The 26744-nt window shown below is 41.5% G+C and carries 20 protein-coding genes; 13 read left to right on the forward strand and 7 right to left on the reverse strand.

Annotated elements, in window-relative coordinates:
• Positions 1–6: 6 nt before the first annotated feature.
• The 7 genes from SAE01_RS06540 (at position 7) to SAE01_RS06570 (ending at position 10051) form a co-directional block, all read left to right on the forward strand.
• A complete protein-coding gene (locus SAE01_RS06540; protein ID WP_147202870.1) occupies positions 7–1230 on the forward strand; it encodes a class I mannose-6-phosphate isomerase in 1224 nt (407 codons plus the stop codon).
• 188 nt (positions 1231–1418) lie between these two features.
• On the forward strand, positions 1419–2456 hold the full coding sequence (locus SAE01_RS06545) for a sugar phosphate isomerase/epimerase family protein (RefSeq protein ID WP_147202871.1): 1038 nt from the start codon (positions 1419–1421) through the stop codon (positions 2454–2456).
• Between the two features lie 128 nt (positions 2457–2584).
• Positions 2585–3733 (forward strand): Gfo/Idh/MocA family protein, encoded by a 1149-nt coding sequence (locus tag SAE01_RS06550; RefSeq protein ID WP_147202872.1) that lies wholly within the window; start codon positions 2585–2587, stop codon positions 3731–3733.
• A 460-nt stretch (positions 3734–4193) separates the two neighbouring features.
• Entirely contained in the window at positions 4194–5342 is a 1149-nt protein-coding gene (locus tag SAE01_RS06555; protein ID WP_246113175.1) for an FG-GAP repeat domain-containing protein, read from the forward strand.
• Between the two features lie 21 nt (positions 5343–5363).
• On the forward strand, positions 5364–6149 hold the full coding sequence (locus SAE01_RS06560) for a 3-keto-disaccharide hydrolase (RefSeq protein ID WP_147202873.1): 786 nt from the start codon (positions 5364–5366) through the stop codon (positions 6147–6149).
• Between the two features lie 155 nt (positions 6150–6304).
• A complete protein-coding gene (locus tag SAE01_RS06565; protein WP_147202874.1) occupies positions 6305–7099 on the forward strand; it encodes an NIPSNAP family protein in 795 nt (264 codons plus the stop codon).
• A gap of 216 nt (positions 7100–7315) precedes the next feature.
• A complete protein-coding gene (locus SAE01_RS06570; protein WP_170234098.1) occupies positions 7316–10051 on the forward strand; it encodes a glycoside hydrolase family 2 TIM barrel-domain containing protein in 2736 nt (911 codons plus the stop codon).
• 103 nt (positions 10052–10154) lie between these two features.
• Here the strand turns inward: SAE01_RS06570 and SAE01_RS06575 are convergent, their stop codons facing one another.
• From SAE01_RS06575 to SAE01_RS06595, 5 genes are all read right to left on the reverse strand, one after another.
• Positions 10155–10475, reverse strand: a complete 321-nt coding sequence (locus tag SAE01_RS06575; protein WP_147202876.1) for a hypothetical protein — start codon at positions 10473–10475, stop codon at positions 10155–10157.
• A 66-nt stretch (positions 10476–10541) separates the two neighbouring features.
• Positions 10542–11054 (reverse strand): GNAT family N-acetyltransferase, encoded by a 513-nt coding sequence (locus SAE01_RS06580; protein ID WP_147202877.1) that lies wholly within the window; start codon positions 11052–11054, stop codon positions 10542–10544.
• Between the two features lie 106 nt (positions 11055–11160).
• Positions 11161–11742 carry a hypothetical protein gene (locus SAE01_RS06585; protein WP_147202878.1) on the reverse strand — a complete coding sequence of 194 codons (582 nt, stop codon included), beginning with the start codon at positions 11740–11742 and terminating at the stop codon, positions 11161–11163.
• 207 nt (positions 11743–11949) lie between these two features.
• On the reverse strand, positions 11950–14733 hold the full coding sequence (locus SAE01_RS06590; RefSeq protein WP_147202879.1) for a valine--tRNA ligase: 2784 nt from the start codon (positions 14731–14733) through the stop codon (positions 11950–11952).
• A gap of 155 nt (positions 14734–14888) precedes the next feature.
• Positions 14889–15110, reverse strand: coding sequence for a hypothetical protein (locus tag SAE01_RS06595; protein ID WP_147202880.1), 222 nt, complete (start codon positions 15108–15110; stop codon positions 14889–14891).
• A 311-nt stretch (positions 15111–15421) separates the two neighbouring features.
• On the opposite strand from SAE01_RS06595, the gene SAE01_RS06600 reads away from it, so the two are divergent.
• The gene (locus SAE01_RS06600) at positions 15422–16786 is read left to right on the forward strand and encodes an exonuclease domain-containing protein (RefSeq protein WP_170234099.1); all 1365 of its coding nucleotides are present in this window, start codon (positions 15422–15424) and stop codon (positions 16784–16786) included.
• Positions 16787–17007: 221 nt separating this feature from the next.
• Positions 17008–17760, forward strand: a complete 753-nt coding sequence (locus SAE01_RS06605) for a sulfite exporter TauE/SafE family protein (RefSeq protein ID WP_147202881.1) — start codon at positions 17008–17010, stop codon at positions 17758–17760.
• 95 nt (positions 17761–17855) lie between these two features.
• Here SAE01_RS06605 and SAE01_RS06610 read toward each other — a convergent pair whose 3' ends face one another.
• Entirely contained in the window at positions 17856–19226 is a 1371-nt protein-coding gene (locus tag SAE01_RS06610) for a glycosyltransferase (RefSeq protein WP_147202882.1), read from the reverse strand.
• A gap of 475 nt (positions 19227–19701) precedes the next feature.
• Entirely contained in the window at positions 19702–20844 is a 1143-nt protein-coding gene (locus SAE01_RS06615) for a PQQ-dependent sugar dehydrogenase (protein WP_147202883.1), read from the reverse strand.
• A 216-nt stretch (positions 20845–21060) separates the two neighbouring features.
• Here SAE01_RS06615 and SAE01_RS06620 point away from each other — a divergent pair, with 216 nt between their 5' ends.
• The 4 genes from SAE01_RS06620 to SAE01_RS06635 all read left to right on the forward strand — a co-directional run bounded on the left by SAE01_RS06620 (position 21061) and on the right by SAE01_RS06635 (position 26742).
• On the forward strand, positions 21061–21585 hold the full coding sequence (locus SAE01_RS06620) for a DUF6265 family protein (protein ID WP_170234100.1): 525 nt from the start codon (positions 21061–21063) through the stop codon (positions 21583–21585).
• A gap of 169 nt (positions 21586–21754) precedes the next feature.
• Positions 21755–22774: a DUF3500 domain-containing protein gene (locus tag SAE01_RS06625; RefSeq protein ID WP_147202884.1), complete on the forward strand. Its 1020-nt coding sequence runs from the start codon at positions 21755–21757 to the stop codon at positions 22772–22774.
• A 147-nt stretch (positions 22775–22921) separates the two neighbouring features.
• A complete protein-coding gene (locus tag SAE01_RS06630; protein WP_147202885.1) occupies positions 22922–25246 on the forward strand; it encodes a PSD1 and planctomycete cytochrome C domain-containing protein in 2325 nt (774 codons plus the stop codon).
• Between the two features lie 47 nt (positions 25247–25293).
• Positions 25294–26742, forward strand: a complete 1449-nt coding sequence (locus SAE01_RS06635; RefSeq protein WP_147202886.1) for a DUF1501 domain-containing protein — start codon at positions 25294–25296, stop codon at positions 26740–26742.
• The last annotated feature ends 2 nt before the right edge of the window (positions 26743–26744 follow it).

Below are 26744 nucleotides of genomic sequence, written 5' to 3' on the forward strand. Positions count from 1 at the left end.
CTTTTAATGGAAACACTGGAAAAAACAAGCCTGGCATCAAAAGCACTAGAACAGGGACAGGGAATCTTAAGGCTGGCGCCGACGTGGGTTCCGCGATCGTTTTGCGTACCTGGTAGAAGAATCAAGTTACATCCGGATGATTATTACGTGCTTGGTGGTAACAGGGGAGGAATAGATGAGCGCTGGCTATCTTCCACTACACCTGCTAAAAACGGTCCTTTAACGGGAGAGCACGAAGGATTAAGTAAAGTAGTTTTCAATGATGGCAAGAGTGAAGTTCAATTGCTTTTGAAGGATGCAATTGACGAGTTGAAAGGAGAATTAATTGGTGATCGGTTGTGGAACGAACATGAGAGCTGGCCGATGTACTCAAAGTTCTTTGATAATATGGGCCCGTTACCTCATCACATTCATCACAATGATGAACATGCAGCTAAGATTGGACAATTGGGTAAGCCAGAAGCATATTACTTTCCGCCGCAACTGAATAATCATGGCGGTGATTTTCCCTATACTTTTTTTGGAGTAGCACCAGGTACCACAAAAGAGCAAATTAAAGAATGCCTAATGAATTTTACCAAAGGAGACAACAAGCTCACGAGCTACTCGCAGGCATTTCCTTTATATCCAGGCACCGGTTGGGATGTTCCTCCTGGAATGCTCCACGCCCCGGGAAGCATGTGTACTTACGAGCCGCAAAAAGCGTCCGACGTATTTGCGATGTATCAATCTTTGGTGAATGAGGCAATTATACCTGAAGAACTATTATGGAACGGAACACCGCCAGATAGAATAGGTGACTATGACCAGTTGATGGAGGTAATAGATTGGGAGCTGAATACCAGCCCAAATATTCTGGAAACGCGTTTTATGCGTCCTAAACCTGTAAAGCCTGTAAGCGAAATGGAGGCCGAAGGATACGTTGAGAATTGGGTCTGCTATCTTTCTGACGCTTTCAGCGCGAAAGAACTGACAGTTTTCCCTGGCCAGACTGTTACCATTAAAGACAGTGCTGCCTATGGCCTTATCGTTATGCAGGGGCATGGAAAAATGGGCGTGTGGGACATTGAAACTCCAGCCCTCATCCGCTATGGGCAGTTAACCAACGATGAATTTTTCGTAAGTGAAAAAACTGCTATGGAGGGTGTGAGAATAGTAAATCCGTCGACTACAGATCCGATAGTAATGTTGAAACATTTCGGTCCTGGAAATCCTGACATGGTTTTTTGATTTCTAGAAAATGATGCTCTTTTCATGCTAACTAAAACTTGATAAGGAACTTTTATTAACGACAGCCTTCTTGTAATTTTTGCCCATTGCATGAAAAACTGCAAGAGAATATTGAAACCATGGAGCAGACATAATTGAAGATATTTTCATTACTTAGTTATTTTAATCAATAGTAGATTGTAGACCATATGAACGAGAATAATTATCCCAAATTACACAACGCTACCTGGCCCGGTATAGTGGGTAAAGGAGCAGATTCAGAACCGGTAATCCCTTTTGATACCATGCTTCAAATGACCGCTGCTGCTGAGGTAGACGGGGTCAAGTTCGACGGGGTTGACTTAGGACTTCTGGATCCTCATGTAAACATCAATAGTACAGATGATGAGATTAAACAGCTTGCTGATAAGATCTCTTCCTATAACCTCAGGGTAGGCAGCCTGGTTGCGCCCATTTGGGGAGGACCCGCAATGGGCACACATGAACAGCGGGAACATTTTGTTGAAATGGTTCGTAAAGCCTGTCATTTTGGTAAGGTGCTACGTGACCTAGGAGTTCGCCCGCATGGCGTGATAAGGATTGACTCAGCGAGTTCACCGGCTGATTGGGATAAAGACCCTGAAAACAATACAAAGTTGATCGCTGAAACTTTTCAAAAGGCTTGCGATGTGGCAGCGGAGTATGGAGAGAAATTAGCTGCCGAGGGAGAAATTTGCTGGGGTGGCATGCATAGCTGGAAGACTATGATTAATACACTTGAAATGGTCAATCGTCCCAATATTGGTTTCCAGGCCGACATGTCTCATACCACTTTATACCTTTTAGGTTACAACAGGCCTGAAGATCGCATACTTCCCGAAGATTTTGATTGGAGTAATCGTGAGGCTCTCACGGACGGGATAAAAACTGTAACCAAAGCACTAAGACCGTGGACCATCGACTTCCACGTCGCACAAAACGATGGAACAGTACATGGAACGGGCTCACATGATAAGACCGGCCGCCACTGCCAGGCAACAGACCCTAATGGAAAGCTTGACATAGCAAAAGACGCCGGCTACTGGCTGCGGGATGAAAATGGTAACCTGACAAAAGCTTTCAAACACATTTGCTGGGACGGTTGCATGTTCGCCAACGAAGTGATGATGAAACAGCAAACCTGGAACGATATCCTGGCAAAAATGATTGAAGTAAGAAAACTTCATGGCTGGTATGAAGCGGAGTAGCGAAGAGTTTCCAATTACCTGTTTCCATTTACCAGATACCCCTTTGGGGAGCTTGCGGTCGTAACAGGTAGCCGGACGTCATTCCTTCAAATTCCCTTGCACTATTTTTTAAAACAATCACTTTTAAAATGAGTAAAAAAGAATTACGGATAGGTTTAGTTGGTGTTGGTTTTATGGGACGAACACATACGAACGGCTATAAGCGGGTCAGTGATTTTTTTCCCGATCTTCAAAATCGTCCTGTCTTGAAAGCCGTTTGTTCGCGCACGGCTGCAACAGTAAATGCTTTTGCAGAACAGTGGGGTTACGAGTCAGTAGAGACAGATTGGAAGTCGTTGGTGGCCCGGGATGATATCGATGCTGTTGATATTTGCACTCCCAATAATATGCATGCGGAAATTGCAATAGCCGCAGCTGAAGCAGGCAAAATGATTTTGTGCGAAAAACCTCTTTCGCGCACGCTTGAGGAAGGTCGCCAGATGGTGGATGCGATTGAGAAGGCTGGAGTGAACAATACCGTCTGGTACAACTATCGCCGCCTACCCGCTGTGACTTTGGCAAAGCAAATAGTTGCTTCAGGAAAACTTGGACGCATTTTTCATTATCGTGCTAATTTCCTGCAAGACTGGACGATTAATGCAAATGTGCCGCAGGGTGGGCAAGGAACGTGGCGCCTAGATGTTGATGCTGCAGGATCAGGTGTCACCGGGGATCTATTGGCTCATTGTATTGACACCGCTATCTGGTTGAACGGTTCTATTACTGATGTATCAGCCGTAACCGAAACTTTTATCAAAGAAAGAGTTCACCAGGCAACGGGAGAAATGCAAAAGGTAGGCATAGACGATGCGTGTATTTTTCACTGCCATTTTGATAATGGTTCGTTGGGGCTTTTTGAATCAACGCGGTATGCACGTGGTCACAAAGCCTTGTACACTTTTGAAATTAATGGAGAACATGCATCTGTTCGCTGGGATTTGCATGACTTGAATAAACTTGAATATTTTGATCATCGCGACGAGTCTATTGTTCGTGGTTGGCGTACTATTCATGTTACTGATGGTGATCAGCCTTATATGGATAAATGGTGGGTTCCGGGGTTATCTATTGGGTACGAACATTCATTTGTGCACCAGGTAGCGGACTTCTTAAAGAGCCTGGAAACAGGAGAGCCTTGTTCACCTACTTTCAGGGAGGCGCTTGAAACACAGAAGGTTTGCCAGGCTGTTCTTGATTCGGCTGCGGCCAAGAGTTGGAAGGGCGTGAATGAATATTAGAAGACTTTTGTTTTCAAAACGTTTCAAAATCATATTAGCGCTCAAGCCGCTGGGCTTCGTTCTTGCAACAGGACTGCTACGCTTGTTTTAAAAACTGCTACGCATGTTTTGAAATGCCTTCGCTTCGCTTGGCACTCAACTGGCTAATGTTCTTCTAGCAAGAACTGTTGTTCGATTGTTACAATGGGCAAGTCCTTTAGTTAATAAGAGAGTCTGGTTAGCTTTAAATGTTTTAAGTCCATTTATGTGGATAGCTTAAAAAGTTTTGACGGTGAGTTGAAAAGGAAAACTGAAGATGCTATTTGTACAATAGATAAACGGAGCGTCGCAAGGATGAAGCTATCGAAAACAGCTATTGACTTCTAACTAAAGATGATTTGACCTTTCCTTACTTTGAACTAAATATGAAGGTTTTTCAAAGAACCAAATAATGATGATGAAGAAAGCTTTCATACAAACTTTGATTTTAGTATTAATTGCAGGATACGGTTTTGCACAGGCACATCCAGCTACTCCAGAAAATGTAACGAAGCCACTTAAATTTATAAAGAAGCAAATTGCTTCTGAAAGCTTTGAGTCTGTAGATGTTTTCGATGTAAACAATGATAAGATTCCGGACATTGTATCCGGAGCATTCTGGTATGAAGGACCTGGTTTTTGGAAGAGAAATTACATTGGCTCGGCCAAAAGAATAGGAGAGTACTACGACGATTTTTCTACAATACCATTAGATGTCAACGGAGACGGCCGCGTTGACTTTGTAACCGGCGGATGGTTCGGCAAGGTTTTAAGCTGGCGCGAAAATCCGGGAAATACAAAAGAGTGGATGGAACACTCCATTGCGGAACCGGGTAACATAGAAACTACACGGGCATGGGATATTGATGGAGACGGTACTGTTGAAATCGTTCCCAATACGCCTAACGATCCTTTGATCATCTACCGCTTAATTAAAGACAACCAGGGAAAAGGCACCGGAAAGTTCGAAACTATCACGCTTAGCCAACTGAAGAGTGGGCACGGCTTGGGCTTTGGTGACATCAATGGTGATGGCAGAAATGATTTTATTGTAAGCACAGGTTGGCTGGAGGCTCCCGTAAATCGTTTTAAAGATAAATGGACTTTTCATGAGCAGTTCATGCTTGGTACAACGAGCATACCGGTAGTTGTTGCAGATGTAAATAAAGACGGCTTGAATGACTTAATTGCTGGTCAGGCGCACGGTTACGGGTTGGATTGGTATGAACAAAAGAGGGATAAAAGCGCTAAAACTACGTGGACAAAACATACTATTGATCCATTTAATTCCCAGTACCACACAATGGCTTGGATAGACCTGGATGGGGATGGAAAGGAAGAGTTGATCACCGGCAAACGTTACCGCGCTCATAATGGTAATGATCCTGGTGAAAATGATCCGCTGGGTGTTTATTATTTTAAATGGAACGGCGAAGCTTTTTCAAAAGGAATTGTTAGCTATGGTGAATTTGGAGAAGGCAAGGGGACAGGTTTATATTTTGCCGTAGCTGATCTTACCGGTTCAGGTAAGAAGGATATTATCGTTGCCGGCAAAGATGGGCTCTATGTGTTTTACAATAAAGGCTTCTAAAATCAAATAACAACTTATACGATGCTACAAAAAAAAAGTTCTAAAATTATTTCGCTTGCAATCATACTGGCTTCCTTTGTCTCTATGGCTCTAACCACTTCCAGTTGCAAAGTATCGGGGCAGGGGCAGCAAAGTCAAAAAGGTTTTGTGCAGATATTTGACGGAAAGTCTCTCAACGGATGGGAGGGCGACCCTACTTATTGGCGTGCAGAAAATGGAAGTTTGGTTGGGGAAATTACCCCTACAACACTTTTAAAAACCAATAATTTTATTGTATGGAAAGGAGGCAAGCCCGGAGACTTTGAGCTAACCTGCGATTTTAAAATTACTAAAGCGGGCAACAGCGGTATCAACTACAGGAGTGTTGAAGTGCCCGATGTACCACATGCGCTGAAAGGCTACCAGGCAGACATCGATGGAGCCCACCGATATACGGGTCAGAATTACGAAGAACGAGCAAGAACTACCTTGGCTTATCGTGGCGAGAAGGTGACTATTAAACCTTTTACCGAAGCAGCCACTACAGTGAGAGAGCATACAAAAAATAATGCCTGGTTAGAAAGAACAGTAACAGGGTCTTTAGGAACTTCTGATGAACTGAAAGAAAAAATTAAATCTGAAGATTGGAACACCTGCAGGATCGTAGCAAAGGGAAATCATTTGCAGCACTACATCAATGGCATCCTAATGAGTGACGTTATTGATGAGGATAAAGTAAATGGAAAATCTGACGGACTGTTAGGTGTGCAAGTACATGTTGGTCCGCCAATGAAAGTGGAGTATAGAAATATTATGCTGAAGCAATAAACCTTTTATTGGGGTTTTTCATGCAGAGGATAAAGTGGTTTTTGAACTGCTTTATTTTCTGCATTTCTTTTTTAAACTCAAGGCGTTTATTCAATCTGCATTATCTTGCCGCAATCGAAATTTATCACCAAATTGTTATAAACAGTTACAGCCGTATGAAGAAGTTATTTTCTGCTATTTTGATTTTAAGTGTTTTTTTTATCGCATGTTCATCTTCTAAAAAGTCTGCCTCAGTTACCCCGGAAACTGTGTTGAGGCCCACACCCGTTTATGAGATGCGAACCTATTTTGCCGCACCCGGAAAACTTGATGATTTGAGCGCCCGCTTCAGAAATAATACAACGCGCATTTTTTCTAAGCATGGTATGACCAATGTTGGCTATTGGATCCCAACTGAAAACCCTGAGAATAAGCTTGTGTATGTTTTATCCTATCCTAGCCGTGAGGCAAGAGAAGCGTCATGGAAAGCCTTTGGTTCCGATCCTGAGTGGCAGGCAGTAGCTAAGGCCTCAGAAGCCAATGGAAAACTGGTGGCTAAGGTAGAGAGTGTTTATATGCAGGAAACTGATTATTCACCCTCAGTAAAAGCAGAGGCGAAGTCTCCAAACCGTACGTTTGAGTTGCGCACGTACACATCTTCTGCTGGTAATCTTCAAAATCTACATGAGCGTTTTCGTAGCCACACAAAGAAGCTTTTTGAGAAACATGGAATTGCCAATATTGTATATTGGCAACCAATGCCGAAAGCAGACGGAACTAAAAGCGACATGTTAGTATACATTATCGCACACAAAGACAGAGCTACTGCCGACGCTTCATGGAAAGCTTTTCGCGAAGATCCTGAGTGGGTGAAAGTCAAAGCGGCTTCTGAAGTAAAAGGTGGTGGGTCACTTACAACCAAGGTTGAGTCTGTTTTTATGATGCCTACTGATTATTCTCCGATTAAATAAATGAATAACTTTTAGGGATAGTAGAAACGACAAGTTGATGTCTTATCAAACACCCAAAAATGTCATTATATAAAAAAGCAGAAGTAATTATTTCTGCTTTTTTATTGGGTTTCATTTCGCTACATCAACAATTTAATGAGAATTAAGAGTTTTTGAATTTCTCTATCATTTTGCTTCTTACTAAAAATGGCTAAGATTACGCTTAAATCTTCCCCAATGAAAACAATAGCTCTCTTTCTTGTCGCTTCCGTTTTTTGTAAACTGGTATTTGCTCAACAAACCGTTATTCAATACCTATCAGGAACAGACAAAGACCATACGGTAAAATGGGATTTCATGTGTACCAAAGGTCGCAATAGCGGTAAGTGGTCGACTATCCCTGTTCCGTCTTGCTGGGAGACGCAAGGATTTGGTTCTTATAATTATTCTCAAGACACACAGAACCCTGATGAGCAGGGATTGTATAAATACAATTTTAAAGTTGCGCCGCAGCACAAGGGCAAAAAGATTGTAATTGTCTTTGATGCTTCGATGACAGATACCGAGGTGAAGATAAACGGCAGATCAGCAGGCCCAATTCACCAGGGCGCCTTCTATCAGTTCAAATACGATATCACTAGCCTTGTGCAATTTGAAAAGTTCAATTTGCTTGAGGTAACAGTAAGTAAGAAATCTACAAATGCCTCTATTAATCGTGCAGAACGTAAAAGTGATTTTTGGCTGTTCGGTGGAATTTTTCGACCTGTGTATTTGGAAATTCTTCCTGCTACCGCAATAGAGAGAGTGGCGATTGATGCAAAGGCAAGTGGAGATTTTAACATGCAGGTTTTTACAAATGCCACCACTAAACAAACCGTACAAGCACAAGTGTACGATTTAAAAGGTAAGGCCGTTGACAAGCCTTTTCAACTACTAGTAGGGGATACAATGCTTCGTCATCATTTTACCAACATTCAATTATGGAATCCTGAGCAGCCGATTTTGTACAACGTCGTTGTTTCTATTAAAGATGGCGATAAAACTATTCATACTATAAAGCAACGATTTGGTTTTAGAACGGCAGAACTACGAGAACAGGACGGTTTTTATGTAAACGGGCAAAAGGTAATTTTTAAAGGCGTTTGTCGACATAGTGAGTGGCCAGAAACTGGGCGGACTTTAAGTCGTTCAGTTCACTTAATGGACATTGCTGCTATGAAGGATATGAATATGAATGCAGTCAGAATGAGTCATTACCCGCCCGATAAAGAGTTCTTAGACTTGTGCGACAGCGTTGGCTTATTTGTGTTGGATGAACTCACAGGCTGGCAGGCAGCATACGATACGACGATTGCTCGCAAGCTGGTTAAGGAACTGGTGATAAGAGATGTAAACCATCCTTCAGTAGTTATATGGGATAATGGAAATGAGGGCGGTTGGAACCGTGCGGTTGATGGAGACTACGCCTGGTATGATCCTCAGAAAAGACATGTCATTCATCCCTGGGAGCGGTTTAACGGAACTAACACGAAGCACTACCCTGATTTCAAGTACATACAAAATGAGGTGGCCAATGCTAAAGAAGTTTTTTTTCCAACTGAGTTCATGCATGGCCTTTTCGATGGCGGACATGGTGCCGCGCTGGAAGACTTCTGGAGCGAGATGACGAAGCATCCCCATTTTGCGGGCGGTTTTTTATGGGCTTTGCATGATGAGGGATTGGTACGGGCCGATTGGCACGACAGCATCGACGTAGCAGGAAACAGGGGACCAGACGGTATCGTTGGACCTCATAGAGAAAAAGAAGGAAGTTACTATACGATTAAAGAATTATGGAGCCCGGTTTACATTGACAGTAAGTCGGCAACGCAAAACTTTAAAAGCAGCTTTGAAATAGAAAATAGGTATTTCTATACGGATCTTAAGCAAGTAAAGTTCGAATGGAAATTGGTTGACTTTCAAAAACCCTGGCAAACTGGAACAAGTGTAAAGGTGCTTCAAAAAGGAACGTTGCAAGGGCCTTCGCTAGCACCAGGTCAAAAAGGTATGCTAGATCTTCCACTACCGGGAAATGCCAAAGCAGATGCGTTATACCTTACAGCTTTTACTGCAAAAGGCGATACCATTTGTACATGGAGCTGGGCGGGCAGTTCGCCAAAAACAATAGCCAATGCAATACCTACAGTCTTTTTAAAAACTGATGTTTCCGCAAAAGAAGATGCACAGGCATTGGCACTCACTTTTGATGGCCTTACTTATTATTTTGATAAAACGACCGGCTATCTTCAAAAAGTAAACAACGGCCAAAAAGAAATTTCACTGAGTGGCGGACCGGCTCTGGCTGGTAGTAGTCAAAAGCTTAGTCAATTTAAAAGTTTTAAACAAGGGGACGAATATGTCGTGAAACCAACCTATAGCGGAGACAGCTTACAGGTAACATGGACTTTCCGCAAAGGAAGACTGCCGAGGCTGGAGTATAGCTATCTCACAAAGGATACTGCCGATTATATGGGCATCACCTTCAACTACCCCGAAGAAAAAATTAAAGGCATGAAGTGGATGGGGAGAGGACCATATCATGTCTGGAAAAATCGTTTAAAAGGTCCGCAATTTGGCGTTTGGGAAAAGGCCTACAACAACACTATCACCGGCGAAAATTGGAAGTACCCCGAATTCAAAGGCTGGCACTCAGAGATGAACTGGGTGAAGTTGCAAAATGAGGAAAGCGATTTTACAATATATACCGATCAGCAAAATATTTATTTCCAAATGTTACAACCAGAAAAAGCAAAAGCGTCCGGGAACAACAATACAAATCCCGCTTTTCCCGGCAACACTATCGGTTTTATGCATGCCATTTCTGCAATAGGTACAAAGTTTCAAAAAGCGGAAGTAATGGGCCCGCAAAGCCAAAAAAATGGCCGACAAGGAAGTGTTCCGTTAACAGGAGCCTTGTATTTCGATTTTAGATAAAACGTTTAAAAAGTATTACAAGCAATAAAATAGCTACTGCAAATAGAAGTCTTCTTTGAGCTTTCTTCCATTGGCAGTAGCTATAAAAGTTTCAGCAATAATCCTACAATTTTCCTTTTTGTTTTGGCAAAGGTGGAGGAGGAGGAGGAGGCGGTGGTGGAACCTGTTCACGTTCACCGTACTTTTTTTTGCCCGAAGTCTTCGTTTTTTCCGTCTTCAAGTTTTGTTCAGACACCTTTTCATCTCCCTGGTGCCATTGTTTCGACTTGTATTCTTTCTTCTTTTCTTCTGACTCCGCAACTTCTTCATCTTTTACGATGACTGGTGGAGTGAACTTTGTTTTACTACTGCTCTTCTTTTGAGCACTCGCTGTGAGTGAGCAGAGTACAAGTGCCCCGATTGCTGCATTTTTTAAAAGTTTCATATGCGCTGTTTTCAATAAGATGCGGCGGGCGTAGCAATTCCATAGATGCTAACGGATCCTGCACTTTCACAAGTCTTTCTCCATTACATAATCATTCATATAGTAGCCGCTTCCTATATCAATATCTTCTTGCTTAATTACAAAAAACCCCTGTTTTTCGTAAAAACCTTTGGCTATGTTTTTACGGTTAACATTCAGCTGTAATTTAGTTGCACCCATACTCTTCGAGACCGTTTCGACTGTTTCAAGCAGCGTTCTTCCCAGCCCGCTTTTTTGCTCCGAGGGCAAAACGTATAACTTTTGAAGCTTGTAAATATCTTTCTCGAGGTTAGAAAAAGATGCAAAGCCGACGGGTGCATATTCTCTTAACGCAAGAAAAAAATAGTGGTGCTTTTTCATCTGATCCTCCAGTGCAGAAGGACTGTACAACTTGTCAAGCATATATGTCAGCTGGTCCCGACCTAACAAGGCCTCGTAGGCAGCAGGCCATGTTTTATTTGCTATGTCGCGGATAAATGGAATATCATTATAAGAAGCAGGTCTTATCGCTAATCCTGCAGAGGGTATTTGATTGTTCATGTAAAAATTACTTATTGTACCGGGCTTACAGTTCGTTCATAAGCAATGGTTGCGTCGCACTCTTGTACTTTTGAGTTTAAGCAACAATAGAGCGAGTGACCTTAAGCTACGACAGCAGCCGCTTGATCTCAAGGTCAATTTTGTAGTTCTCTAATTCTTCTTCTGTAATCATATCAGTCTCCTTCAGCCAATTGAGCCTTGCTATGTATTCTTCGTCAGGAGTGTTGGGGTCGAAGGTGAGGTACTTGTTTTTGATGTTGTCTTTTGTTGCTTTAATAACCAGTTCAATAAACTCCAAGACCTTTTGTTCGGAAGGAATGTTTCTATAAAAAACGAGGTTCTTGTCGCCGCCCACTAAATAAATATCATCCTGGTGCTGCTTGAAAATACTAAAGATGGCAAGACCTAACCAACAAACATAATTAACGATGAGGTTCCTCATGCCTACGTTGTGAAGAAGAAGTTCTGAAATAGTCAGGGCAACAGGAATTAGAATACATACAACAAGAAAAATCTTTCCGGGCATCGTATTGTCGGCCTGGTATTGTGTTTGAAATCCGAGTTTTTCAATCCTTACTTCGTACTTATCTATTTTGCTCGTTGATTTCGTTTCTACAAGAACCTTATCAGCGAACAACGTATGTCTTCGATAATTAAATCCTCGTTTTTGTTCCAGTACTGCAATCATTTTTTCTACTAACTTTTCTGTTTGATTAATATTTTTCTAGTGCATCCAACCAACTTCAGCTATAGTTCTGCTACCGTTTTTTTTGCTCCATATATTTCACCAGTACAAGAGTGCGACGCAACGAAAGCTTAATAGTAGTAAACTGCCGGGATACACATTTCTCCTTGGAAGGTATGTTCGCACCAGTTTTCAAATCATTCGGCTTACTTAGACCAGGTTCGCCAAACTTTCTTCTATCGTTCTGATTCTTGCCTCAGCGTCGGCCTGTTTCTTTTTTTCAAGATCCACCACTTCTGCTTTAGCATTGGCTACAAACCGCTCGTTGCTTAACTTCTTAAGTACACTCTGCAAAAAACCTTTCTGATGTTCCAGGTCTTTTAAAAGCTCGGCCTTTACTGCCTGTATATCTGCCTTTCTCTCGCTTTCAATATAAAACTTATCCTTCTCTATAGCCACCACCGTAGCATTTGCTACAGTCTCCTGCACATAGCTAATCGTTTCTGCATTTACCTGTTTTAGCAAAATGCTTTCGATTTTCCTGTAAACCTCACTATGCTCAGACTGAATAAACAGCTTAATAGTTTCTTTTGGCTTCAATTGGCTTTTATTTCGCGCGTCCCGCAACGCTGAAATTACCTGCTTCAATAATTCACCGGATGTTAAGATCTCGTGGTTTGCTTCTTTTATGGCAGAAAATTGTTTTACACATAAATCATCTTGTTTATCGCTGAGCAGATGATATATCTCTTCTGTAATAAAAGGCATGAACGGATGCAGCAATTGCATCAGTTCCTCAAAAAATTGGATTGTTTTATGGTAGACTTCATCTTCGATCGGTTGATCAAAACCAGGCTTGATCCATTCGAGGTACCAGCTACAAAAGTCGTCCCAGATGAGGGAGTAAATAACTTTTAAAGCCTCGCTTAACCTAAATTGGCTATATAGAATTTCAACGTCTGCTCTTACCTGTTGCAACCTGTTTGCAAACCAGTTGATAGCATAATTGGCGTGATCAAGATGTGCTTCGTTAGGTAGATGATCGATTTCGCCAAAAAGTTGTTTCGTCTCATCCACCAATTCAAAATTATCGTCGACAATCTCTTTGGTATCTTCAGCCATTTGCCGGCCTTCCCAGATCTTCACGAGCTTTAAGGCATTCCACAGCTTGTTATTAAAATTGCGGCCCTGCTCGAGGCTTGCCTCGTCGAACAACAAGTCATTACCTGCAGGCGAAGAAATCATGATACCGAAACGAACTGCATCGGCGCCATATTTATCAATCAGGTCTAACAGGTCGGGACTGTTGCCTAAACTTTTGCTCATTTTTCTGCCTTGCTTATCGCGCACCATACCAGTGAAGTACACGTCGCTGAAAGGCTTCACATTTTTGTAATGCATCCCTGCCATAATCATCCTGGCAACCCAGAAGAAAATAATATCCTGTCCTGTCACCAAAACGGAGGTCGGATAGTAGTAATCCACCTCTTTATTGCCAGGATCAGAAATGCCTTTAAAAACCTCCATAGGCCACAACCATGAAGAGAACCATGTATCGAGAACATCAGAGTCTTGGGTTAGCTGTAAGCTATCAGCTGCAAGCTGCAAGCTTTCCCCATCTTGTTGTTCTGCCCTTGAAGCTTGCAGCTTGAGGCTTGCAGCTTGCTCTCTTGTCTCCGCTACAAACACATTTCCTTTGTCATCGTACCATGCGGGTATTTGCTGGCCCCACCAGAGTTGGCGGCTGATGCACCAATCTTTTACATTTTCAAGCCAATATTTGTAAGTCGCTAAAAATTTTTCTCCCGGGTGTATTTTTATTTCTCCATCAAGCACAGCACGCAAAGCTGGACCCGCCATTTCTTTCATTTTCAAAAACCATTGGGTGCTGATGCGTGGTTCAACTACTACACCACTTCGTTGGCTGTATCCCAACCGGCTGGGGTATTCCTCTTCCTTTAAGAAATAGCCTTTTTCCTTCAGTTCGACCAGTACTTTTTTGCGGGCTGCAAACCGTTCTACGCCAACATAAATTTGAGCAGCTTCGCTCAGGGTTCCGTCTTCGTTTAGCGTATCTACTACTTCAAGGTTATGTTTTAAACCAAGGTTGTAGTCGTTGATGTCGTGGGCCGGGGTAACCTTTAAAGCACCGGTACCAAAAGTTGGGTCTACATATTCATCAAATATTATAGGGATGCGACGATCTATTAACGGAACAATGGCGTACTTCCCTTTCAGGTGCGCAAATCGTTCGTCGTTAGGATTTACACAAATGGCTGTGTCGCCCATGATAGTTTCCGGGCGCTGGGTCGCAATGGTAATATAGTTCTCAAATGACTGATCGCTCTCGTTTTTATCCGTCGTCTCTGCACTGGTGTCGGCCAACCGATATTTTAAATAATACAGCTTCCCAACAATGTCTTTGAACTCCACCTCTTCATCACTCAATGCAGTCTTGGCAGCAGGATCCCAATTAATCATCCTGGCTCCGCGGTACACTAGGCCCTTATTGTACAGATCTACAAACACCTTCATTACGGCTTTATAGTAATGATCGTCCATAGTAAATGTGGTACGGTCCCAGTCAACGCTGCAACCTAGCTTAGCAATTTGGCTATAGATAATACCGCCGTATTTTTCTTTCCATTCAAAGGCATACTTTAAAAATTCTTCACGGCTCAAAGTGCTTTTGTCGATGCCTTGCTCTTTCAACATTTGCACCACCTTCGCTTCTGTGGCTATACTTGCATGATCGCTTCCCGGAACCCAGCATGCATTGAAGCCACTCATCCTCGCTTTTCTAACAAGGATGTCTTGTACGGTCTCGTTGAGCGTATGGCCCATGTGTAAGACACCAGTAACATTAGGGGGAGGTATTACGACAGTATAAGAGGGCCTTCCATCAGGATGGCTGTTGAAATATTTCTTATCGGTCCAGTGTTTATACCATTTTTCTTCAGTAGCCGAAGGGATATAATTTTTACTTAGTTCCATAGTTGAATGTGTACTTCTACCGGTAGTATCCGGAAATGATCGATCGAAAAAAAATTCGGAGAGCAAATGTACTAAAACGAACTGCTGTTTGAGAAACCATTGAGGGCATAAAAAAAGGCCCTGCAACGGACCTAATAAATCGGCTTGATAACAATTTACCAGATCATCATTTTTCCGTCCCACGAGTTTACAGGGCGAAGTGAAGCGGTATTTAAATACTCAAGGTCCTTATCTTTTCTATCGTCGGTTTTATCGCGGTTAGCAATTAACAACGACCTACAACACTTAACCAAAACTTTAGCCGAGCTATTTATAAACTGACACGAAGTAGTTGCCAGAATTAAGACGAAGAATATTGAGTAAAGAAGCTTTTTCATCAGCTTTGGTTTTGTATGACTAAAATAAATATAAGTTTTATTTTACCTGTGTTAATAATTGTTAACAGGAGCAGTATAAAAGCTTTTTTCAGAAGTTAGACGTGCTGCCTTTTATTTTGTTACAGAAGTTTTTAATTTTTTTTGAAGAGTAAATCTTGTTGGCTAATCAGATTTTAATTCTACTGTAGCAAGTTTGTTTGCGTGTAATAGTGCAGAAGATTTACCCTCATGCAACCGTCTTTTTGCTAATTTTTTTGGGAAAAGTTATTGCTCCTTTTAAAATCCGCTTACCTTTAACCTTTACAATTTTGATGTTTGCAATAGTAGATATAGAAACAACCGGGGGGTATGCAAGTGGTAATTCTATCACTGAAATTGCTATTGCTGTACACGATGGGGAGCGATTGGTAGATTATTTCGAAACCCTCATCAATCCTGAAACGCCAATACCAAGATATATACAGGCACTTACCGGTATCACCAATCCAATGGTTAGCCAGGCGCCACTCTTTGAGGAAGTAGCTCCGAAGATCTATGGGCTATTACATGATAAAGTTTTTGTAGCGCATAATGTCAATTTCGATTATTCTTTTGTAAAGCATCAATTGGCGCAGTATGGGTACGAACTTGATACCAAAAAGCTGTGTACAGTTCGCCTTGCCCGGAAAGTTTTACCCGGTCATCCAAGTTATAGTTTAGGAAATCTCTGTCGTTGTTTGGAAATAGAGATTGAACAACGTCACCGCGCCGGTGGGGATACTTTGGCAACCGTTAAGTTGTTTGAATGCATTTTAAAAAATGATGTGGACGGCGAGATTAAAACCATGCTGAAGGGCAAAGCGAAAGAGCAATTTCTACCCCCGCATCTGCCCGTTGAAAAAGTTGCTAAACTACCGTCTTCACCGGGCGTCTATTACTTTCATAATTCCAAGGGCAAAATAGTCTACGTTGGTAAGGCAAAAGATTTAAAAAAACGCGTCAACAGTCATTTTTCTAATAACAAACCCGGCAAGCAGAAGCAGGACTTTTTACGCGAGATCCACAACGTTTCATTCCAGGTCTGCGGGTCCGAGCTGATGGCTTTTATACTCGAAAGCATCGAGATAAAAAGATTGTGGCCATTGTATAATCGAAGCTTGAAAGGTTTTCAGCAGACATTTGGATTATACATGTATGAAGATGGCCGAGGGTATAGAAGGTTGATTATTGAAAAAATGAAAAAGCAGCTTGAGCCACTCTACACTTTCAATCTCCTGCTCGATGGTCTTAATCTTTTGAAACAATTAATTGAGCAATTCGAACTGTGCGCGCGGTTGTGCTATGTTGATAAGACTTATGGCCCTACCCTGGCTGATCAACTTACTGCAGTTGAATACAACGAAAGAGTAAGCAGGGCTATTGAACATTTAAGAAGTTCGCTTCCAAGTTTTGCAGTTGTTGAAGATGTTGCCTTGCCTAAAAAGGAAGAAAAGCAAGGTATTATCCTAATGGAAAAGGGACGGTTTTATGGAATGGGTTACGTTCCTGCAAATACTTCCTTTACTCATATCGACGAATATAAAAAGCATGTTACGCAGTACCCCGAAAGTGAATATATACGCGGGCTAGTGTATCAATACGCAACAAAAAATCCGCATAGAAAAGTAGAGTTTGCTACCAACGTTTCTTCCATGTAAGCTAACCGCCCTGTAATTGACATTTTTATTTTTGGGGATTTTATAAAAAACACCGTCGATTTGTTTAAAGCTACAACGAGTCAACATATTTGACTTCCTAATACTTCTGCGATTTCTCCTTTTGTTTCCCCTGTAACTTCTATCATAAATTTGCCCGCTATCTTTATCGCTATTTCCTTGGTGATCTTAGTCTGCCAAAGCAAAATCTACAATGTAAGTTTATGGATGTTTTATTTCATCAGTCAGTTGCTAATTGGATTCTTATTGGGTTAGCAGCCTTTATTATTGGTCTTTCAAAATCAGGAATAAAGGGGATTGAGATGATCAACATTACCATTATGGCAATTGTGTTTGGAGGCAAGGCATCTACCGGGGTCGTATTGCCATTGCTTTGTTTTGCAGATTTGATGGCAGTCAAATATTATCATCGTCATGCACAGTGGAGTCATTTCTGGAAACTCTTACCCTGGCTTGCAATTGGAATTTTAATTGGAGTATTTGTAGGCAAAGATCTAGATGAAGCTCTATTTAGAAAGGTAATGGCAGTCATCATCATTGTTACCGTTGCATTGCTGCTTTTAATCGAAATGAGCAAGAATATTAAAATACCCGAAAATAAACTCTTTGCAGTCAGCATGGGATTGATTGCCGGGTTTACCACGATGCTAGGTAACCTTGGAGGTGCTTTTTCTAATATTTATTTCCTTGCTACCCGGATGGTCAAAAATGATTTCATTGGAACGGCGGCCTGGATATTCCTGGTAATCAATTTTTTTAAGCTGCCTTTCCAGGTGATCTATTGGCACAACATTACACTTGCTTCACTAAAAATTGACCTCTTTTTGCTGCCCATAATTATTGTTGGTTTTTTAGCAGGAGTTGCTATCGTGGCGAAAATAAAAGACAATAGTTACCGCAAAATAGTTTTTGTACTAACCGTAATTGGAGCAATATTTATTTTCTTTAAAAGGTAAGAACATGTCGAAAGCTTATTGGCTGGCAAAATTTCAAAACACAAAAAAGCATGACTTCAATCGAGTCATGCTTACTGGTTGGTTTTGATTGTTGTTTAATAAACCGGCTCTTCCCACTTGGCCAATTCATTTGCTGCTATTAATTCGCTTACATGTTTCGCACATATTTCATTCGCATTATATTTTGCAAATTCGGCTGCAAGGCGTTTTACATTTTGTTTGTAGGTGTAGTTGTTAAGTATTTCTACAATGCTTCTGCGCATCTGTCGGCGTGTAGGTCTTTCTGTTCTCAGGTTAATACCTAATTTAAAGTAACCTATCCTGGCACAAATTTCATTTTTGCCTTCATGAATTCCTGCTGCAACTAAAGGCAATTCGTTTTCGATAGCAAGCAATACTCCTCCGTAACCACCATTGCTGATATATGCGTCAGCATAAGGCATCACATCACTAAAAGGTATGAAGTCTTCGATGATGATATTGGGATGGGGATATTTTTGCCTTAACTCTTTTGTCCGCGAGCCGCCTGTTGTAACCACCACTAATACATCCGTGTCTTTAAAGGCCTCCAGTGTCGGCACAATTAATTTCTTTACATCCTTCTCTACGGTGCCTTGGGTAACCAGTATAACGTTGTCGTATTTATTTAATCTTTCATCAAACCATGGATCCTTTTTTATTGAAGGTGAAAAGGGAAGAAAAGGTCCGGCAAATTTGATGTTGCTACCCATATCACTTCTTCGATATTCGAAACCCGGTGTGCCACTTTGTAATAACAACGTTGTTTTTTTGACTAGGTAGTCAAAGATGTTTTCATTGTTATAAGACAAGTTGTTCTCTGTGGCAAGTGCCTTTAATACCTTAGTTGATTTTGCAAAAAGAAGGTTGTCTGCCAGCCATCTTAACATGCTTTGTCTCAACTTTCCGACAATTGTTTTAGATGGCGTAATGCCTAAACCAGAAGGCGGCAGGTCTTTCGAAGTTTCAGTTAGAGGAAGAATGCCAATTGATATGACTGGGATATTCATTTTCTCTTTTACAAAAGGAATTGCCGTAAAGCAACAATCAGCAATCATCAGATCAAAAGGGAAGGTGCGATAGATTCGTTTTATGTCTTCATAATATTCTGTTGAACGCTTGATGAAGAAATTGATGATATCGAAATTTACTTTGGCAACAGCAGTCTTATATTTTGCTCTTTCCGGAAAGACCTCTTCCATATTATCTCCCCGAGCGTCGAGCGCTTTGATAAAGGGAAAATGAGGAATATTGAGTTTAGTTATTTTTTCTGCATAAGTATTCGAAGTGTACCAGCGAACATCGTAACCAATACCTTTTAGATAAACTGCCAACCCGGTCAAAGGGTTCACATGACCGTCGGCCGGAACGGTAGCAAACAAGATTTTTTTTCCGTTGCTTGCTTTGCTGATGACTTCAGCTTTTACTTGATATGTATCTCGTAACATGACTTTTAGTTTCGGTTTTTTAATGAATCAAAACTATTTCTGACAATGGCGAAATGCAACTGGTTTATAGATGAAGTAGGCTTTCTTATTTATGGAATGCCATACGCCATTATAAGCGGGAAAAGGTAAATAACAATAAATTTAACAATGTATAATTTACTGATTTCGAATTAGAAAGAGAACTTACAGGAGAATTTTTTATAAAAGATGTGATTGAAAATCGCATACTTCATCTTCTTGCTGCTGGTTTTATGTTCATTTTGCAACATGTTTATGTGATGTATAAAAAATTTCGCTAAATACGATTCTTCTTTAAAAAATGTTGAAAGGAGCGTCGCAACAAGAGCTTGATTAAGTTCCGCTGCTTGCAACAAAAAAATCCCGTTATTGATGACAATAACGGGAAAGATTTTTTTAGTGTAAATACGGTAATAAGTTGTGCTATAATTCCATCAACTTACCTCGAAACGCTGAGTTACTTTTTTGGGATTAGTTTGATTAATAAACCTGGTCCTTCTGTGATAGCGTAAATAAATCCATCAGGACTTTGGGCTACAGCTCTGAAGCGACCCACATCCTGTAATAATTTTTCTTCGGTAACGTAAGTGGTACCGTCGAGTTGCACGCGAGCTATGTGGCGAAACGCAAGTGCACCGACCAACAAGTTTCCTTTCCAGCCGGGATACTTATCGCTTGTTACAATCGTCATTCCGCACGGACCAATGGACGGTACCCAGTAACGCGTTGGATTTGTAACGCCTTCCATTTCTTTGAATTGCGTTAATATAGTGCCGTCATAGTTTATTCCATAAGATGTTTTGGGCCAGCCATAATTTTTGCCTTTTTCTATCAGGTTAAGTTCGTCACCACCTTTTGGTCCGTGTTCAACAGCCCAGATACGATCAGTTGCTGCATCATACACCATCCCCTGGGGGTTGCGATGACCATACGTCCAGATGGAGCCGTGTGCGTTTTTCTGACCTACAAACGGATTGTCAGCAGGGATGCGTCCATCATCATACACCCTATGGATTTTTCCGTGGTCATTATCCAGCTCCTGCACTTTTGGTTGCGTTCCTCTTTCACCGGAACTGAAATAAAGAAAACCTTTTTTGTCAAAAACGATCCTGCTTCCAAAGTGAAAATCAGCCTTTAAAAAAGGCTTTGCCATATAAATATCCTGCTTGTCAGTCAACTGGTTTCCGGCCAATTTAAACCTCATGATAGCGGTGGTAGCACCACCTTCAACAGGCTTTGAATAAGATATATAAATCCATTTTGTTTTATTATAATCAGGATGAAGTTTTATGTCAAGTAAACCACCTTGTCCCTGGCTAAAAACCTTCGGCACGCCAACCAGTTTTTCTCCAGTAAACTTATCATTCTTAAAAACCAGTATCTCACCGGCACGTTCCGTTACAAGCATTCTTCCATCAGGAAGCCAAACCATTCCCCATGGATTAGCAAAGTCTCCATACAATTTCTCGACAGTAAATTGAGAAGAGTCTGAAGTGGGTTGTTGAGCAGAGCCGGTTTGAGTTTGGCAATTAGAAGAAAGTGACAGAACCAATAATGCAGGTAAAACGAAAGAGAGGGAGAACAAAAAAGCCTTATTCATATTTATCTTTTTGATTTATTTCAGCAAAAATATCTATAACGGCCGTTATTAGACATTTTAAGTTTTGCTAATAATTTGATTGTTTTTACAACAAACAATAATGTTTAAAGTTTATAGCGTCGCCTCATTCGCCTCTAAAAATTAAATCAAAGCTTCAATTCAGATTCAGGTGGCACTCGTTATCTTAGTAAAAGTTTATCATCTAACAAGCATCATATGAATAGCAAATCTTCGAAGCATCCTCTTTTTAAAACTCTTTTACCGTTGCTCTTTTTGTTGGCTCTTACGAGTGTAGAAGAAAGTTGGGCTCAACAGAAAACGGGCAGCTTGTCTGATCTTAGTTTCATAGAAGGTCATTGGAAGGCAACGATGAGTGATCGGACTGTGGAAGGAGAATGGATGCCGCAAGATGGCGACAACATGTTAGGCTTTATGAGGATGATGAGCGGAAACAAAGCAAGTATGTATGAGCTTCTGGCGTATGAGCAAAGCGAACAGGGGCTTGTGTCAAGAGTAAAGCACTTTAAGCCGGGCATGATAGGAATGGAGGAAAAGGAAAAATTCGACCAATACAATTTTGTCGAGGCAAGTAAGGGCAAAGTAGTTCTTCAGAAACAAGGTGAAGACTTGAGGATCATCTACGAAAAACGTTCTAACGATCAGTTCGCTATTATGCGCGGTAACTTAGCCGAAGGCAAATGGGCGTTTAAAGACCTGTTTGTTTTTAACAGGGTTAAGTAAGAAGAGGGTTGCTGCAAATTTTTTTTTTGCCATCGATAATGCTGCTATTGAACCTCGTTGCGTCGCACTCTTGTACTGATGTTTTATAAATTGAACAAGTCGTCTCTCAGCTACTATTGATGTTTTTAACAGACTTCTGCTGTAAGTCATAATAAACTAACTTACCATAATGAAAATTTTACTAATAATTGTATCGCTTTTGTTGCTTGATTCCTTTTCAACCTCTGCACAGGGAAACGATCTTTATAAGACCGCGAATGTTTTTCTGAATTCGCTGGATAACAACCAGAAAGCACAGGCTCAATATCCTTTCGACTCAGCCGAAAGATATAGGTGGCATTACGTTCCTTTAAATGATCGAAAGGGCATTTCGATAAATGAACTAAATGCTCAACAAAAAGATGCAGCAATCGCCCTGGTGAAGTCTGCTCTAAGCGAAAATGCATATAAGAAAGCAAGCCAGATAATGGCGCTTGAAACAGTGCTTAAGGCAATTGAAAACAGGCAGGAAAGCGATCACTACAGAGATCCGGGAAAATATTACTTCACACTTTTCGGAACGCCTTCTGCTTCTTCCGTATGGGGCTGGCGTCTTGATGGACATCATTTATCTTTCAGCTTCTCTTCAGAAAATAACAAGATTGTATCGGGCACGCCCGGGTTTATGGGAGCTAACCCGGCGATAGTTTTAAGCGGACCTGAAAAAGGGCTCGAAATCCTAAAAGAAGAAAATGAACTGGCCTTCGAGTTTTTGAAAGCGCTGAATGCAGAGCAGCTTGCAAAAGCAATTATCGAAACAGAAGCTCCGGGAGATATCATCACAGTCAATAGCAGGAAGGCAATGATCGACAACACTAACGGCATCGCTTTTTCAACTTTGACTGCATCGCAAAAAGCAATATTTATAAAATTGCTCAGCCTGTATATCCATCGTTATACCCGCTTGTTTGCCAACAGCATGATGCATGATATTGAGGCGGTTGGTATGGATAAATTAATCTTTGCCTGGGCCGGAAGCAAAGAAAATGGAGTAGGAAATAAAAGATACTACAGGATAAAAGGTCCGACTATCATCATAGAATATGACAACACCCAAAACAACGGAAACCACGTGCATACAGTCGTGCGTGATCTGCAACACGATTTTGGTGGAGATGCTTTATTAGAGCACTACAAGAAAAGCCACTAGCCTGAAGCTGCAGTTGTTTTTTAATGCTTTGTTTAGCTCCCTGCTCTATCTGCAAGGGTTGTTAATTTCTACAGACAATTCTTCTTTTTTTCGTACTTTTCTAACCTGTTTTAAGAAAACCGGTTCATCTAAACGACTTGCCATCATATGAATAAAAGAGTATTCATAATTATCTCAATACTGGTTGCCACTGTTGCCGGCTTCATCTTATCTTGTAATAGCAAAGGTCCTGCTGCTACTAACTCAGTGCCCGAGGTCGTCAGTTACAATTATCACATTCGTCCCATTCTATCAGATAAATGCTTTGCCTGTCACGGCCCTGATGCCAACAAGCGCAAAGCAAGTTTTAGACTCGATATTGAAGATTCTGCATTTGCGCCCTTAAAAGAGACAAAGGGTGCACTGGCAATTGTAAGAGGTAAGCCTGAACAATCGGAGTTGTATAAAAGAATTACTTCCAAAGATCCTTCGTATCTGATGCCTTCGCCTGAGTCTCATTTGGCTGTTCTTAACGATCATGAAATTGCCTTAATAAAAAAATGGATCGAACAAGGGGCGAAGTATGAAAAACACTGGGCCTTTGTTGCTCCTAAAAAGGCTGCTCTGCCTACAGTAGAAAATAAGGAATGGTGCAAGAATGAGGTCGATTTTTTTGTAGCAAAAAAAATGGAAGATCAAAACCTGCGGCCAAATGAAGAAGCTGATAAAGAGCGACTGCTCAAAAGAGTCTCCTTTGATCTCACAGGTCTTCCACCTTCTGTAGAAATGATGGATAAATTTCTTGCAGACAATAGCGCCAATGCATATGAAAAAATCGTGGATGAATTACTGAAATCACCAAGGTATGGAGAGAAGATGGCAGTTCATTGGCTCGACATTGCGCGGTATGCTGACTCTTACGGTTACCAGGATGATAATATCAGAACGCAGTGGCCTTGGCGCGACTGGCTTATTCATGCATTTAATACCAACCTTTCTTACGACAAATTCCTTACCTGGCAAATGGCAGGTGATATGCTACCTAACGCCACCAAAGAGCAGGTGCTGGCTACAGCTTTCTTTCGCAACCATAAGTACACAGAAGAGGGTGGGGTAGTGCCTGAGGAATACAGGATAGAATACATTTTAGACAAAACTAAAACATATGGCAGGGGAATCATGGGCGTGACGATTGAGTGTGCACAGTGTCATGATCATAAGTATGATCCGTTTAGTCAGAAGGATTATTATGATTTGTTTGCCTTTTTCAATAATACCAAAGAAGAAGGATATGAGGGTGATGTGTCGACTTCAAAGCCTGCTAAAAATCCTATTCTGGCTATTTCTGACTCGGATGTTCATAACATACTGTCCTATATAAACAAAAAAGATACAGGTAAGCTAACGGTATCAGTGATGGGCGAACGTGATTCTTTGCGTAAAACATTCATACTTGGACGGGGAGCATACGACAATCCAACAGTGGAAGTAATGCCTAATGCGATACCTGCAGTAATGCCTTTCGATACGGTAAAGCTAGCCCGTAACAGGCTTGGCCTTGCCCTTTGGACCACCAATAAAAGCAATCCCTTAACTGCCCGGGTTTTTGTAAATCAGATGTGGCAGGAACTCTTTGGAAGAGGTATCGTGAAAACAACAGGAGATTTCGGAATGCAGGGAGAACTACCAACTCATCCGGAATTACTTGACTGGCTTGCTGTTGACTTTATGGAAAGCGGTTGGGATATAAAAAGGCTGATGAAGAAAATAATGATGTCTGCAACTTACAGACAATCTTCAAAAGTTTCACCTGAAAAATTGAAAGAGGATCCCGAAAATATCTTGTTGTCCAGAGGTCCTCGTTATCGTGTGCCTGCTGAGTTTGTACGCGACATTGTTCTCGCTAGTAGCGGGTTGCTTAACAATACAATTGGGGGTCCAAGTGTAAAGCCATACCAGCCTCCTGGTCTTTGGGAGGGCGCAACTTCGGGCCGTGGTGTGCTGGCGAAATACGAGCAGGATCATGGACAGGATTTGTATCGGCGGGGCATGTACACGTTTATTAAGCTAACTGTGCCACCTGCTTCTATGATGATCTTTGATGCAAGTAACAGGGATCAATGCGAGGTTAAGAGATCTAAGACGAACACACCTTTGCAGGCGCTCGTGATGATGAATGATCCAACGGTGTTAGAGGCATCACGGGTATTGTCTCAAAGCCTTGTTGCAAAATCCGGTGATGCGAAAAATAATATTGTTACCGCATTTCGACTGGTCGTATGTAGAAAACCTACAGATAAAGAAACGAAGATCTTGGAAAGCTATTATGACGAGGAATTTCAATTATACCAACAAAAGAAAATGGATGCAAAAACAACCATAGCTGTGGGTGAAAGCCAGGTGAATGAAAAGATTGACGCAATAAAAACGGCAGCGTTGATGAAGACCATCCAGGCTATATATAACCTGGAGGAAACAATTACAAAAACATAATTAGTAAGGATGGGATGGAGAAGGATCTTGCTAATAAAAAGTTTGTTATGAACAAAGAATTTTTCGAGCATAGGCTGAATATGAACCGAAGGCGTTTTTTATCAAGGCTGAGTCTTGGTATAGGAAGCGCGGCCTTAGGTTCATTGCTTATTCCCGACCTGTTTCAAAGTAAAGAGGAAGAGGCCTTAATTACAGGCTTGCCGGACTTTGCGCCCAAGGCGAAAAGGATCATTTATTTGTTTCAAAACGGTGCTCCTTCGCAACTTGATTTGTTTGACTATAAGCCAATGTTGCAAACAATGCATGGCGAAGATTTACCAGCATCAATACGAATGGGGCAACGCCTAACAGGCATGACGGCAAACCAGAAAAAATTTCCTTTAGCGGGAACAACTTTTAAGTTTAGTGAATATGGGCAGGCAAGGGCTACAATAAGCGAGCTTCTACCTTACACAGCAAGCGTTGTAGATGATTTGTGCATCGTAAAAAGTATGTTCACTGAGGCGATTAATCACGATCCGGCGCTGACTTTCTTCCAAACTGGCGCGCAGGTTGGTAACAGGGCCAGCATGGGTTCGTGGCTGAGTTATGGACTTGGAAGTGAGAATAAAAACCTTCCGGCTTTTTGCGTATTGCTAAGTAAGGGAAAGGGCAACGGTCAAGGAGTTTATTCCAAATTATGGTCAAATGGTTTTTTAGATTCGATCCACCAGGGAGTACAGTTTAGCAGTGGTGAAAATCCGGTGTTATACCTCAATAATCCTGAGGGAATGGATAAAACAGACCGAAGGAGAATGTTGGATAAACTGGCCGAATTAAACCAGGAGAATTATTCAGAATTCGGTGACCCGGAAATCAGTACAAAAATTCAGCAGTACGAAATGGCCTACCGGATGCAGACCGCAGTTCCTGATATCACTGATATGAAAAAGGAGCCGGAGTCCATCATCAAAATGTACGGGGCGGAGTCCTTAGTTCCCGGGACTTTTGCCGCAAATTGTTTGTTAGCAAGGAAATTAAGTGAGAATGGTGTGCGGTTCGTTCAGTTATATCACCAAGGCTGGGATGCGCATGATAACTTACCCGGACAAATAAAAGGGCAATGCAAGGACGTTGACCAGGCTTCTGCAGCATTGATAACCGATTTAAAACAACGTGGATTATTAGATGAGACATTGGTGATATGGGGCGGAGAATTTGGCAGAACTAATTATTGCCAGGGAAAACTTGCAAAGGACAACTATGGTAGAGATCACCACCCAAGGTGTTTTACAGTGTGGATGGCGGGAGGTGGAGTCAAGCCCGGTATTGTACATGGCGAAACAGACGAGTTCGGCTATAACATTGTAAAGAACCCGGTGCACGTGCACGACTTTCACGCCACCATACTAAACCTGATGGGCCTCGATCACGAGAAATTGGTGTATAAGCACCAGGGGCGCAGGTACCGGCTTACAGACGTATCAGGCAAAGTAGTAAAAGATTTAATCGCTTAAAA

The organism is Segetibacter aerophilus (assembly GCF_007991655.1).
In the GTDB taxonomy this organism is placed as follows: Bacteria; Bacteroidota; Bacteroidia; order Chitinophagales; family Chitinophagaceae; genus Segetibacter; species Segetibacter aerophilus.